Origin of the sequence: Capnocytophaga sp. oral taxon 336 str. F0502 (assembly GCF_000411575.1) — a bacterium.
GTDB classification, from domain to species: Bacteria; Bacteroidota; Bacteroidia; order Flavobacteriales; family Flavobacteriaceae; genus Capnocytophaga; species Capnocytophaga ochracea.
Window position 1 is genome coordinate 650,001 of the sequence record NZ_KE150488.1, and the last position, 12,990, is coordinate 662,990.

At 39.9% G+C, this 12,990-nt stretch carries 14 protein-coding genes and 5 tRNA genes; 18 read left to right on the forward strand and 1 reads right to left on the reverse strand.

Annotation, left to right across the window (positions count from 1 at the left end; translation table 11 throughout):
- Positions 1–713: 713 nt before the first annotated feature.
- Complete coding sequence (locus HMPREF1528_RS02860; RefSeq protein WP_016478556.1) at positions 714–1,574, forward strand: glycerophosphodiester phosphodiesterase family protein; 861 nt, start codon at positions 714–716, stop codon at positions 1,572–1,574.
- Between the two features lie 42 nt (positions 1,575–1,616).
- On the opposite strand, the gene HMPREF1528_RS02865 is transcribed toward HMPREF1528_RS02860, so the two are convergent.
- Positions 1,617–2,576 carry a ribonucleotide-diphosphate reductase subunit beta gene (locus HMPREF1528_RS02865; protein WP_016478557.1) on the reverse strand — a complete coding sequence of 320 codons (960 nt, stop codon included), beginning with the start codon at positions 2,574–2,576 and terminating at the stop codon, positions 1,617–1,619.
- A 334-nt stretch (positions 2,577–2,910) separates the two neighbouring features.
- Between HMPREF1528_RS02865 and HMPREF1528_RS02870 the strand changes: the two genes are divergently transcribed.
- The 17 genes from HMPREF1528_RS02870 (at position 2,911) to gldA (ending at position 12,975) form a co-directional block, all read left to right on the forward strand.
- Positions 2,911–3,126, forward strand: a complete 216-nt coding sequence (locus tag HMPREF1528_RS02870; RefSeq protein WP_002675130.1) for a hypothetical protein — start codon at positions 2,911–2,913, stop codon at positions 3,124–3,126.
- 6 nt (positions 3,127–3,132) lie between these two features.
- Positions 3,133–3,975, forward strand: a complete 843-nt coding sequence (gene rfbD / locus HMPREF1528_RS02875; protein WP_016478558.1) for a dTDP-4-dehydrorhamnose reductase — start codon at positions 3,133–3,135, stop codon at positions 3,973–3,975.
- A gap of 7 nt (positions 3,976–3,982) precedes the next feature.
- Entirely contained in the window at positions 3,983–4,201 is a 219-nt protein-coding gene (locus tag HMPREF1528_RS02880) for a hypothetical protein (protein WP_002675132.1), read from the forward strand.
- 3 nt (positions 4,202–4,204) lie between these two features.
- Positions 4,205–4,510 (forward strand): virulence factor, encoded by a 306-nt coding sequence (locus HMPREF1528_RS02885; RefSeq protein WP_015782375.1) that lies wholly within the window; start codon positions 4,205–4,207, stop codon positions 4,508–4,510.
- A gap of 2 nt (positions 4,511–4,512) precedes the next feature.
- On the forward strand, positions 4,513–5,076 hold the full coding sequence (locus tag HMPREF1528_RS02890; RefSeq protein WP_015782376.1) for a LemA family protein: 564 nt from the start codon (positions 4,513–4,515) through the stop codon (positions 5,074–5,076).
- Positions 5,077–5,229: 153 nt separating this feature from the next.
- Positions 5,230–6,153, forward strand: a complete 924-nt coding sequence (locus HMPREF1528_RS02895; protein WP_009419836.1) for a M48 family metallopeptidase — start codon at positions 5,230–5,232, stop codon at positions 6,151–6,153.
- A gap of 465 nt (positions 6,154–6,618) precedes the next feature.
- A tRNA-Thr gene (locus HMPREF1528_RS02900) sits at positions 6,619–6,692 on the forward strand.
- A 36-nt stretch (positions 6,693–6,728) separates the two neighbouring features.
- Positions 6,729–6,810, forward strand: a tRNA-Tyr gene (locus tag HMPREF1528_RS02905).
- Between the two features lie 22 nt (positions 6,811–6,832).
- Positions 6,833–6,905 (forward strand) — tRNA-Gly (locus HMPREF1528_RS02910).
- A gap of 12 nt (positions 6,906–6,917) precedes the next feature.
- Positions 6,918–6,989 (forward strand) — tRNA-Thr (locus HMPREF1528_RS02915).
- A gap of 65 nt (positions 6,990–7,054) precedes the next feature.
- Complete coding sequence (tuf, locus tag HMPREF1528_RS02920) at positions 7,055–8,242, forward strand: elongation factor Tu (protein ID WP_016478559.1); 1,188 nt, start codon at positions 7,055–7,057, stop codon at positions 8,240–8,242.
- Positions 8,243–8,319: 77 nt separating this feature from the next.
- Positions 8,320–8,390 (forward strand) — tRNA-Trp (locus HMPREF1528_RS02925).
- 180 nt (positions 8,391–8,570) lie between these two features.
- Positions 8,571–9,011, forward strand: coding sequence for an META domain-containing protein (locus HMPREF1528_RS02930; protein ID WP_034567777.1), 441 nt, complete (start codon positions 8,571–8,573; stop codon positions 9,009–9,011).
- Positions 9,008–9,469: a hypothetical protein gene (locus HMPREF1528_RS02935; RefSeq protein WP_016478561.1), complete on the forward strand. Its 462-nt coding sequence runs from the start codon at positions 9,008–9,010 to the stop codon at positions 9,467–9,469. The genes HMPREF1528_RS02930 and HMPREF1528_RS02935 overlap by 4 nt, the downstream gene beginning before the upstream one ends.
- A gap of 217 nt (positions 9,470–9,686) precedes the next feature.
- Entirely contained in the window at positions 9,687–10,163 is a 477-nt protein-coding gene (locus HMPREF1528_RS02940; protein ID WP_016478562.1) for an S-ribosylhomocysteine lyase, read from the forward strand.
- 12 nt (positions 10,164–10,175) lie between these two features.
- Entirely contained in the window at positions 10,176–11,945 is a 1,770-nt protein-coding gene (locus tag HMPREF1528_RS02945; protein ID WP_016478563.1) for an aminopeptidase P family protein, read from the forward strand.
- Between the two features lie 130 nt (positions 11,946–12,075).
- Complete coding sequence (gene gldA / locus HMPREF1528_RS02950) at positions 12,076–12,975, forward strand: gliding motility-associated ABC transporter ATP-binding subunit GldA (protein ID WP_016478564.1); 900 nt, start codon at positions 12,076–12,078, stop codon at positions 12,973–12,975.
- The last annotated feature ends 15 nt before the right edge of the window (positions 12,976–12,990 follow it).

Below are 12,990 nucleotides of genomic sequence, written 5' to 3' on the forward strand. Positions count from 1 at the left end.
TTTCAATCGCTTTTCCTTCGCCTTTCCGCCACCACACTCCCCCTAAACTCCTCCCGCAAATTTGCTAATCTCCAAATTTTCTAATTTTCTAATTCTTTTTTTCCACCACCACACTCCCCCTAAACTCCTCCTGCAAATTTGCTAATCTCCAAATTTTCTAATTTACCAATTCTCTTTCCCGTCACACTCCCCCCTAGTGCCTATTGCCTAAGGCCTATTGCCTTTTCTCTTTCTTTCGCCTCGAAACCCCGTTTTTAACATTTTTTACACTGTTATATTATATTATGAGTCAACTACTTATATACCCTTCCTATAACAATCGTCCAAGATTCGTATAAGCTTCCTATAAGCTCTCTATAAGCTAACCCCACCCTTCTCACAGCCTTTTTTCACCAAAACCCCTCTCAACTCTCTTCCGAACTTTTCTGTTTCCTTCCGAATACTCCTAACAGTCACCAACACATCGCTTTTTCATCTCAAACTTTGGCAAAGTTTTAAACTTTGCCAAAGTTGAATAAACTAACAAACCCTCCGCTAGTGCAATTCTTGTAGCCTCCTCCTCATTCTCTCATTCTCCCATTTTCTCATTTCCAAATTCTCTCATTTCCCACCCTCTTGTCACTTTTTCGTCGCATTCCTAGTGCCTATGGCCTAAGGCCTAAGGCCTCGCATTTTTTTCATTTCCACATTTTCTTTATCTTTGCAAAAAAAATATGTTTTTAATGAAGAAATATATCATCACTTTATCGCTTTTGTGCCTCGCAATGGCTTGCAAAAGCCCCTCTACCGGACAGATAATCCCCCAAGAGGAGATTACTAACCAAATGTATTTCACCTCCAAACCCATTGTTTCTGCTCATCGGGGTGGGGGAGGAGAGCAACTTAAAGGCTATCCCGAAAACTGTTTGGAAAGCATTCAATACCTTTCCAAGAAAGGAATACACAGCTTTGAGATAGATATCTTCGAGAGTGCCGACGGCGATTTGCTCCTGATGCACGACGATAAGTTAGGACGTACCGCCACAGGTCAAGGAGTTGTATCAGCTCTTACTACCGCACAGTTACACAATGAAAAACTCAAAGATGAGTTCGGCAATGTAACTGCTTTTCAGATTCCGTTTTTAAAAGATGTACTTTCGTGGTGTAAAACCCATAAGGGGTACTTAATGTTAGATTTTAAAAAAGGTATTTCTTATCAAAAAGTGGTAGATTTAGTGCGCGAAGAGAAGATGGAAGCGCAAGTGGTGCTTATCAGTTATAATACTGCACAAGCCGAAGCCTTGCATAAGGTAGCTCCTGAGATGCTCCTTTCGGTGAGCGCCCGCAATGAAGACGAACTAAACCGTATCTTGCAAACCGGTATTCCTAAACAGAAGTTGTTGGCTTTCACCGGTATTCGTTTAGCTCCTGATCAGCTGTATGAACGTTTAAACCAACTAAAAATACCTGCCATATTAGGTACATTAGGTAACTTAGATAAGCGTGCTGCTACCAAAGGCGACCACCTATATACCGAGTGGGCAAAGAAAGGTATACAAGTTTTTTCTACCGATAGACCTTTGGCATTCAAGTAAAAAATAAGAGGTAAGAAACTTACTTCTTACCTCTTATTTTATCTAAAACAAATCGTTTTCGCTAATACTCTTGTCGTGTTTAGTATAAGCAGTAGGGCGTTTGGCAAAGAAATCGTCAAGCTCATTGCTAAACACTTCCTCCTCAAACCACATCATCGGTTTAGCTTCCTCTCCCGAAATACCAAAAGGCTTTCCTAATCCCAATTGTGTAAGCGAGTCGTCCAAACGATAACGCATATAGTTCGACAAGTCTTTTTTGCTAAAAAACTCCAATTCACCTTGTTCAAAAATCCAGTCTAGCATCTTGTCTTCCAAAGTGATATAACTACGGATAAAAGTAGTTGCATCTTCTTCGGCTTTAGCTTTCATTTCTGGATTTTCTTCAAATATCTTTTTGAGAATATAAATACCTGCATTGGCGTGTAACTGTTCGTCTACTGATGTCCACGCAATAATATTCGCTACGTTTTTCAAGAACCCTTTAAAACGCGTAAATGAAAGAATAGTAGCAAACTGACTGAACAACGAAGCATTCTCAATAATCAATGTGAAAAACAGAATGCGCTCCATAGCGTTCTCACGATTTTTAGCCAAATATTCTTTTAATACATTACTGCGTTCTTTAAAAATAGGTACCTCCAATAAGTTTTCAAACTCGTTGTTGTAGCCCAAAACCTCCAATAAGCGTGCGTAAGCCTCGCTGTGGCGGAACTCACATTCGGCAAAAGTAGCCCCTAATCCGTTGAATTCAGGTTTAGGGAAGAGGTCATAGAGGTCTCCCCAGAAAGTCTTTACTGATACTTCCACTTGGGCGATACCTAATAGGGCGCGTTTCACTGCCTCTTTTTCTACAGGTGTTAACTCCGATTTAAAATCCTGAATATCGGCAGTAAATTCCACTTCTGAGTGTACCCAAAACGATTTGTGCATAGCGTTCACAAACTCCATAACCTCAGGATATTCAAAAGGTTTGTAGTTCTCGCGTTTGTCAAAAATTCCCATAATGATAAATGTTTTTTTTATGAATGTTTTAATGATGTTTTACAGAGCGCAAAGATAATAAAAATACTATAAACTCCAATAATTTTTCTAATTTGCTAATCCCCACATTCCCTAATCTTCTAATTTTCTCATTCTCTAATTTTCTTCACCTTACCTTTGCTCTTCAAAAAATCTTTTATTTTCACTAATTTTACTTTTTACCTTTTATCTAAATTCCTCCTGTTGATAACTCTGTTAATAACCTGTTAATTTAAATTGATAACTATTTTTTTGTCAATAATAAATTTATTCGTACTTTTGCCTCGTCAAACAATGATTAAACATTTATAGAACTATGGAAGAATTTGTAAAATTAGTAGAACACATTTTGTATATGGAGAATTTCAACACTGCAATTACTCCTGATTTAAAACAAAAGTTTATAGAGCTTAACAGAACTTATGGCAATAATGTGCCCGATAAGTATAAAGCAGACGTAAACAGATTATATAATAGCTTTCGCGATAAACAAAGCGTAGAGGTAGATAGTAACGCTTACGCTGTTAGCTAATAGTAAATGAATGTTTTAGTAACTGGAGGTAGTGGGCAATTAGGTTCTGAAATTCAGGCTAATTCTCACAAGAAAAGTTGCTACTATTTCACGGATATAAATAGCTTGGACATCTGTGATGTCCAAGCTATTCGTGCTTTTGTGCAACTCAATAATATTGGTGTCATTGTCAATTGTGCAGCTTATACCAATGTAGATAAGGCCGAAGACGACTCAGCTCTCGCAACTCTTATCAACCATACAGCTGTCGAGAATTTAGCAACTGTTTGTAAAGAACACAACTTGCCTCTTATTCATATTTCCACCGATTATGTATTCGGAGGAAGTAAAAATACTCCTTATACCGAAACCGACCCAACCACACCTCTTGGGGTGTATGGGCGTACTAAATTAGCAGGCGAACAAGCAATACAACAAGCAGGTATTGAACATCTCATTATCCGTACAGCGTGGTTGTACTCATTGCGTTTCGGTCATAACTTTGTAAAGACTATTCAGCGTCTCAGTGCCGAACGTACTGAACTAAAAGTAGTATTCGACCAAGTAGGTACCCCTACCAACGCTTCTGATTTAGCCGATTTTATTGTGCAAGCAGTCGAAAACCTTTGGTATAAAGGCAAACGTGAGGTCTATCACTTCTCTAACGAAGGGGTTTGCTCGTGGTATGACTTTGCAGTAACTATTGTAGCGCAATCGGGTAATAATTGTAAAGTATCGCCCTGTCGTTCCGATGAGTTTCCAAGCAAAGTAACCCGCCCTGCCTACTCAGTGTTAGATAAAACCAAACTAAAAAAAGACTTTAATTATCCAATTCCTCATTGGAGGCATAGTTTTTGCGGTGATAAATGAGAAATAAATGCTAAATTATATGAAAAAAGAAATCTCAAAGAGCCCTTTTAAAGTAGGTGATATTGTAGAAGTGTCACCTGATTTAACTATGTTAAAAGATTGGATAACAGGTACTGTTATTAAAATCTTTAAAAATCCGTTTATAGGAGATGAAATAGCTATCAAAGATAATCAAGGACGTATCTTCTTCGGTGTAAAAGATTACTTTAAAACCTCTAAATCTTAGGTTATGTATGCTATAGCTTTTGATATGAATATATCATCTTTAGAAAAGCATTATGGGAAACCGTATAATAATGCTTATTATGAGATAGCTTCAGAACTTGAAAAATATAACTTTTACAGAATACAAGGGAGTACCTATGTAACCGATAATAAGGATATGGGGAATTTAATGTTAGCCATAGATGCCCTTGCTTATATTGAATGGTTTGCTAATGCTGTTAGAGATATAAGAGTATTCAGAATTGAAGACTGGAGTGATTTAACTCAAGTAGTAAAAATAAAATCCACTAAAAAAACATTTATTAATTAGATATGGGACTTATAATAACCATCGCAATCATAGTGATTCTAGTATTTTGGTACATTAGTGCCAATAATAAATTGGTAGCATTAGCCAATAATCGTGAGAACGCCTTTGCTGATATCGATGTGCAACTCAAGCAACGTCACGACCTTATTCCTCAACTCGTAGCAGCCGTAAAAGGCTATATGACTCACGAGTCCGATGTGCTCACCAAAATCACTCAAGCGCGCAGTCGTGCTATGAGTGCTACTGATATAAACGATAAGATTGCAGCTGAGAAAGAACTCTCTTCTGCTATGGGCGCTTTCAATATCCAAGTAGAAGCTTATCCTGATTTGAAAGCGAATACTAACTTTATGCACCTCCAACAAGAAATTGCCGATATAGAAAATAAATTGGCGTCAGTGCGTCGCTTCTTCAACTCTACTACCAAAGAGCTGAATACCGCTATCCAATCGATACCTACTAACATTGTAGCAGGTTTCAAGAAAATGACTCCACAACCCTTCTTCGATTTGGGTACAGAACAACGCCAGCAGTTGGATAAAGCTCCAGAGATTTCGTTTAGCTAATCGAATGCACAGAAGATATATAAAGGAGATGTTTTATAGCGTCTCCTTTATTTGTTTTTTGAACATTGTTTGGTATTCTCATATAAAACTAATATCTTTGCCACTCCTATCCTTGCAAGTAAAGAAAAATGGGTAATAATAAAAACTTAAATTATGCAATATCTTGGTATCCGACAACAAATCGCACGAAATAACACCAAGTCTGTTCTGTATTTATTAGCCTTCCCCTTGCTAATCCTTGCGGGAACCTATGCGGTATTGTATATGCTTAACGACCAAGATATAGAGGCTGTGAATGCTCAATTCCTTTCAGTAGTCCCTGTGGTGCTGATAGGGGTAGCTATATGGTTTGTAATCTCCTACTTCTTCAATACCCAAATGATACAAACCGCCACTCACTCTCGTCCCTTAGAACGCCGTGAGAATATGCGGGTGTATAACCTCACCGAGAACCTTTGTATGAGCGTCGGAATGCCTATGCCCAAGCTCTATATTATAGAAAGCGATGCGCTCAATGCTTTTGCTTCTGGTATCAACCAAAAAACCTTTGCCGTCACCCTCACACGTGGTATTATCAACACGCTTAACGACGACGAACTCGAAGGGGTGATAGCTCACGAACTTACCCATATCCGCAACCGCGATGTTCGTTTGCTTATTATTACCATTGTGTTTGTAGGTATTTTTGCCACGATTGCCAATATCGCTTTCCGCACGATGCTCAACAGTCAGTTGTATTCTTCACGCAATAGGCGAAACGAAAAGGGTGGGGGAGGAGCTGTTGTGCTGGTAGTCTTATTGGTAGCGGGGGTTGTCTATTTCTTTTCAATACTCTTTAAGTTGGCACTTTCTCGCAGTCGCGAATATATGGCTGATGCAGGAGCTGTTGAAATGACCCATAAGTCTTTGGCATTAGCCAATGCCTTAAAGAAAATCTCAGGACACTCCACCATCGAAGGTGTGGATAACGACGAAGTAAAAGAACTCTTCATCGACTATAAAGCCGAAGGCTTTTTTGCAATGTTTGCCACCCACCCACCTATTCGCAAACGCATACAAGTATTAGAGCAATTTTAAAGACTTATGTTAGCTCAAAACAACCAAAACATTCTTGCGCATAAGCTTCCCTTCCACAACTCCCCTTGATTCCTTCAGTAAACGTACCTCCCCTATGTGTCAATCACAGAAGTTTTCTTCATTCATTCTTTGCCTTTTGTTTGTTTTTCCTTCATTCTAGAGCCACTGTAACCCCACTTATCCCCCATTTAAACCTTATTACTTGTCCGTATGCCCCACCCTTGCTCGTGCGGTTCGCATCGTATTTTTGTTTACTTTTACATCACAAAGCTTTGCCAAACCCTAATTGGCTAATTATTCACGTAAGCTAAAAAAATAGCAATAAGGTTAAAACATATTATTCAGAAAACACATCTGATATTCAAATGTTTGTATTTGCAGTCAAAATATTTTCGTAAAAAAAGTGCTAAAAATTTTGTCGATAAAAAAAAATGTTATACTTTTGCGCTCTGTAAAAAGATAGACGCCGGCATAGCTCAGTTGGCCAGAGCACGTGATTTGTAATCTCGGGGTCGTGGGTTCGAATCCCTCTGCCGGCTCAAAAAAAGTACATATTTTAATAGTTCAAATATTCGGGGGAGATACTCAAGCGGCCAACGAGGGCAGACTGTAAATCTGCTGGTTTTACCTTCACAGGTTCGAATCCTGTTCTCCCCACTGTCATATTTTTATTTTTTTTGCGGGAGTAGCTCAGTTGGTAGAGCGTCAGCCTTCCAAGCTGAATGTCGCGAGTTCGAACCTCGTCTCCCGCTCTTTTTTTGTATGCTGATGTAGCTCAGGGGTAGAGCACTTCCTTGGTAAGGAAGAGGTCACGAGTTCAAATCTCGTCATCAGCTCTCACGTATTTTGTACACACATCAAACACTCATTTATATAACTAAGATTTAAAATTTATTTAAAAATGGCAAAAGAAACATTTGATCGTTCCAAACCCCACTTGAATATTGGTACTATTGGACACGTGGATCACGGTAAAACAACTTTGACAGCCGCTATTACTAAAGTATTAGCCGACGCTGGTCTTTCAGAAGTTCGTAGCTTCGATTCAATCGACAACGCTCCCGAAGAAAAAGAACGTGGTATTACCATTAATACCTCTCACGTAGAATACCAAACAGCTACTCGTCACTACGCACACGTAGACTGTCCTGGCCACGCCGACTACGTAAAGAATATGATTACAGGTGCTGCCCAAATGGACGGTGCTATCCTCGTAGTTGCCGCTACCGATGGACCTATGCCTCAAACTCGTGAGCACATCCTTCTCGGTCGCCAAGTAGGTATTCCTCGTATCGTTGTCTTTATGAACAAAGTAGATATGGTAGACGACCCAGAATTATTGGAACTCGTAGAACTCGAAATGCGCGAGCTTTTGAGCTCTTACCAATACGATGGTGATAACACTCCTATCATACAAGGTTCAGCTCTTGGTGCTCTTAACGGCGAAAAGAAATGGGTTGATAGCGTTCTTGCTCTTATGGACGCTGTTGATAAATGGATTGAACTTCCAACTCGTGACGTAGATAAACCATTCTTGATGCCTATCGAAGACGTGTTCACTATCACCGGTCGTGGTACCGTTGCTACAGGTCGTATCGAAACTGGTGAAGCTAAAACAGGTGATGCAGTTGAAATCATCGGTATGGGTGCTGATAAATTAACCTCTACTATTACTGGGGTTGAAATGTTCCGCAAAATCCTCGACCGTGGTGAAGCTGGTGACAACGTAGGTTTGTTGCTTCGTGGTATCGACAAAAAAGACATCAAACGTGGTATGGTAATCTGCAAACCAGGTTCTGTAACTCCACACGCTAAATTCAAAGCTGAGGTGTATATCCTTTCTAAAGAAGAAGGGGGTCGTCACACTCCATTCCACAACAACTACCGTCCTCAATTCTACGTACGTACAACCGACGTAACCGGTACTATCCACTTGCAACCAGGTGTCGATATGGTTATGCCAGGTGATAACGTAACTATCGAAGTAGAATTGTTGCAACCTATCGCTCTTAACGTAGGTCTTCGTTTCGCTATCCGCGAAGGTGGTCGTACCGTAGGTGCTGGTCAAGTAACTGAAATTCTTGACTAATTAGCTTAGAAGGTTAGGTTAAATATTATTTAATACAAAAAAGTTTTGAGCATAAAAACTCAAAACTTTTTTAAAATACGGGTGTAGTTCAAGGGTAGAATAGCGGTCTCCAAAACCGTTGATGGGGGTTCGAATCCCTCCACCCGTGCTTAACATTGCTAAAGTTACATATAAACTTTGGCAATGTTTTTTTGTTTTTATCTTCTAAAAATCATATCTTTGTATCACATTATTTACTTTTATCTTTTACCTGAATATACTCCATATTTTTGATGATAACTAAAAAAGTTGTACCTTTGTGGTGTCAAACCCAGAAACGATATTTCCAATGAAACCTTTTTATTTTTTCTTCTGTATGCTCCTCGTTATGAGTTGTAGTAAAAGTTCAAATGATAGTTCTTCCAATCCTTTACAAGGCACGTGGAAACTTATAGCTGTGATCGACGAAACTGGAAATGGTAGAAAGCCCGATCCTACAGTAGCCGATTGTTCGGATTGTTATGTGATTACTTTTAATAATGATGGTACTCTCACAGGAAAAACACATACTAATTTGCTTAGGGGAAATTACTCTTTTAGTGCTGAAAGCAGTGTGTTATCAATTGAAAAAGGTTTAGGAAGCACTAACGCTGCTGAAACCGCTGATGGTGAGTTGTTGATAAAAGTACTCACAGGTAAGAGTATTTGTATTTTCAAAAACAATTTGCTAAAAGTAGTCAATCAAGATACTCAAAACATTAAAGAATCCTTACTTTTCGAAAAACGATGAAACCTTTTTACTTCTTTTTCTGTATGCTCCTCGTTATGAGTTGTAGCAAGAGTTCCGATGATAATAACGCTTTTGCTTTTACGTCTCTACTCAATAGTTATACGGGTTCTACTGCTTCTGTTACTCACCAGCAAGAAATTATTCATAGCGAAACCGAATTACAAGAGATTGCTAAAAAATGGGGTATAGAACACAAAATAGCCAAACTCCCTAAAATTAATTTCAACACTGAACAGTTGGTACTCATTTGGGGAGACATCAAAGGTTCGACACCATCGCAAATAGAGGTAATCTCGGCTATAGAATATGATGACTATATAGAAATCATCACTGAAAGCAAAGTAACAGGAGATGCCTCGGCACTTAGTCGTCCTTTTTGTATTATTAAAACGACTAAAACACATAAGAAAATGGTGATTGAGAGTAATATTTCTACTAGTGGAATTATAGATTCTTAAAACAATTTCCTTAAAACATTTGTTTTTTAATGACAGGTTTAATACCTTTGCGGGGTAGTTTATTAGGTATCAGACGTTAGAGTTTTTTCAGAAACTCTCCGAGCTTCTCCGAAAATTCAGACACTCCTAAACAACTTTACTCAAGAATTTCAACTAAATATCAATTAACAAGAAGTAAAGGTATCATCTCTTACCTCTTATCTCTTACCTAAACAAAATGGAAAGAATAGCAAGTTTTTGTATCGACCACCTCAAACTGGAGCGTGGCATTTATGTATCGCGTAAAGACTATGTAGGCAAGGAAGTGCTTACCTCTTTCGATATCCGTATGAAGCTCCCTTATCGCGAGCCCGTACTTGGCAGCCCCGAAATACACACTATCGAGCACCTCGCCGCTACTTGGTTGCGCAACAACCCCGAGTGGAAAGACAAAATTATCTATTGGGGGCCTATGGGCTGTATGACCGGTAATTACCTTATTCTCGCTGGCGACTATACCTCTAAAGATATCGCCCCTTTGATTACCGAACTCTTTGAGTATATCGCTAATTTTGAAGGTGACATTCCTGGTGCATCGGCTTTAGAATGTGGCAATTTCTACAACAATAACCTCCTAATGGCGAAGTATGAAGCTAAGAAATATTTAGAAACTCTTCACCACCTCACCGATAAAAATCTGAATTATCCAGAATAAAAACTATAAACAATGAATACACCCGAAAAATTATCCCTCTTGCGCTCTAAAATGCAAGAAAACCACATCGACGCTTTTGTGGTATTCAGCGCCGACCCTCACCTTAGTGAATACCTACCCAAAGAATGGCTCGAACGCGCTTGGCTCTCTGGATTTACAGGCTCTGCGGGTTTTGTGGTCGTTACCAAAGATAAAGCCGGCTTGTGGACGGACTCTCGCTACTTTGTACAATCGGCTATTGAGCTCAAAGGCTCAGGCATCGACCTCTTCAAAGACGGTGTAGAAGGCACTCCCGATTATGCCGATTGGCTCGTATCAGTACTTCCTGCTGGCGCTACTGTGGCACTCAACGCTTTGGCAACCTCTCACATCGCTTGGGAAAAACTACAAGCTACTTTAGCCACTCACAACATCAAATTGGTACATAAACCTCTCATCGACCTTATCTGGACGAACCGCGAAAAAGACCCTCTTCATCACATTTTCGTACACCCCGATAAATGGGCAGGACAAACCGTAGCCGAGAAACTCACCGCTATTCGCAAAGCAATGGCTACCCACCGCACTACATTGCACCTTATCACTGCCTTAGACGATGTAGCTTGGACACTCAACCTCCGCGGTAGCGATGTGGCTTACAACCCTGTATTCCTCGGTTATATCGCTCTATCCGATAAAGAAGCGACCCTTTTTGTAGATAAAGCTAAACTCACCCCTGAGGTAGAAGCTCATTTGGCAGCAGCCAAAGTAAGCGTGCGTCCTTATGATGAGTTTTACAACTATTTGGCTACCGTAAAAGGACAAAATATACTCCTCGCCCCTAATACGAATCAAGCGATATTCGAAGCTCTCCAAAAGGACAATAAACTCGTGCAAGCTCCCGCTCCTGGCAACCTGATGAAAGCCGTGAAGAATGCTACCGAGCTCGAAGGATTCCGCACCGTAATGGTACGCGATGGGGTAGCAATGGTGAAGTTCCTCTACTGGCTCACCCACCAAGTAGGCAAAGAACCAATGACCGAATACAGCATTGGCAAGAAGCTACGTGATTTCCGCGCCGAAGGCAAAAACTTCGTAGGCGAAAGTTTTGGCAGTATCATTGGTTATCAAGGTAATGGCGCCATTGTGCACTATTCAGCTCCTAAGCACGGTAGTAAAGAGGTACATCCCGAAGGTAGCGTTTTGGTAGACTCTGGCGGACAGTATCTTGAAGGCACTACCGATATCACTCGTACCATTCCATTAGGCAAAGTAAGTCAGCAGTTTATTGACGATAGTACCCTTGTACTCAAAGGAATGATACAACTCGCAATGGTACAATTCCCAAGAGGTACTCGTGGTGTACAGCTCGATGCTTATGCACGTATGGCGCTTTGGAAAAACCACAAGGACTACGGGCACGGTACAGGTCACGGTGTAGGTAGCTTTATGAACGTACACGAAGGACCTCAAAATATCCGCAAAGACCTCAACCCACAAGTGCTTTTAGCGGGTATGGTATGTTCCGACGAACCTGGGGTATATCTCGAAAACCAATACGGTATTCGTCACGAGAACCTCATTACGGTGCGTGAAGTAGCTACCAACGAGTTTGGTACCTTCTACGATTTCGAGACCCTCACCCTTTGCCCGTTTATGCCCTCAAGCATCAATGTGAGTCTCCTTACCGATGTAGAGCGTAAATGGCTTAATACCTACCACAAAACCTGTGAAGAAAAACTCGCTCCCCTTTTGGAAGGCGAAGTAAAAGAATGGTTCTTAACTCTTGTAAAACCTTTGTAGTTTAGCTTCTATTTGTTTTTAAAAATACTGAAGGAAGGCTATCCAAAGCTCTATTTGGGTAGCCTTTTTTTAATTATTACGCTTGCCAATTGTTTATTATTTTGTACTTTTGAGCCCAAAATATAATAAGATGTCTGTAGAAGTTCAACAACTAACAAAAATATACGGACAGCAAGTGGCTGTCAATGCTATCAGTTTTCAACTTGAAAAAGGTGAAATCACCGGCTTTTTAGGACCTAATGGAGCAGGTAAATCTACTACTATGAAAATGATTACAGGAGCGCTTACCCCTACTGATGGAACAATAACAGTAAATGGCATTGATATACTAAAAAATCCTATTGAAGCACAGAGAACAATAGGGTATTTACCTGAACACAATCCGTTGTATATCGAAATGTACGTGCGAGAATATCTGCGCTTTATGGCTGAACTATACCCCAAAGTCCCCTCCGATAGGATTGAAGAGGTAATTGCTCTTACAGGGCTTTCTTCTGAAAGTAATAAGAAGATAGAGGCACTCTCCAAAGGCTATCGCCAGCGTGTAGGCTTGGCTTCTGCGCTTATTCACGACCCCGAAATTCTTATACTCGATGAACCTACCACAGGGCTCGACCCCAATCAGCTGGTAGAAATACGCCATATTATCAAAGAGTTAGGTAAGCGTAAAACAGTGTTGCTATCTTCTCATATTATGCAAGAAATTCAAGCTTTGGCTGACCGTGTGATTGTATTGCATAAAGGTAACATCGTGTTAGATAAGAAAATGACCGAACTGCAAAACAAAGAACAAATTATAGAAGTAGCTTTTGATTTTCGTGTCGAAGAACGCCTCTTACACGCTTTGCCTAACATAGTATCAGTGCATAATGTCTATGATTTTCTATATCAGTTACAGTTCGATACCTCAGAAGATATGCGCCCCACTGTATTTGATTTTGCCAAAGAAAACGGATTGAAAATACTACAAATTAATCACAAGCATAAAGACTTAGAACAAACCTTTATTCAACTAACGGCTAATAATTAAAAAAGTTGCTTGATT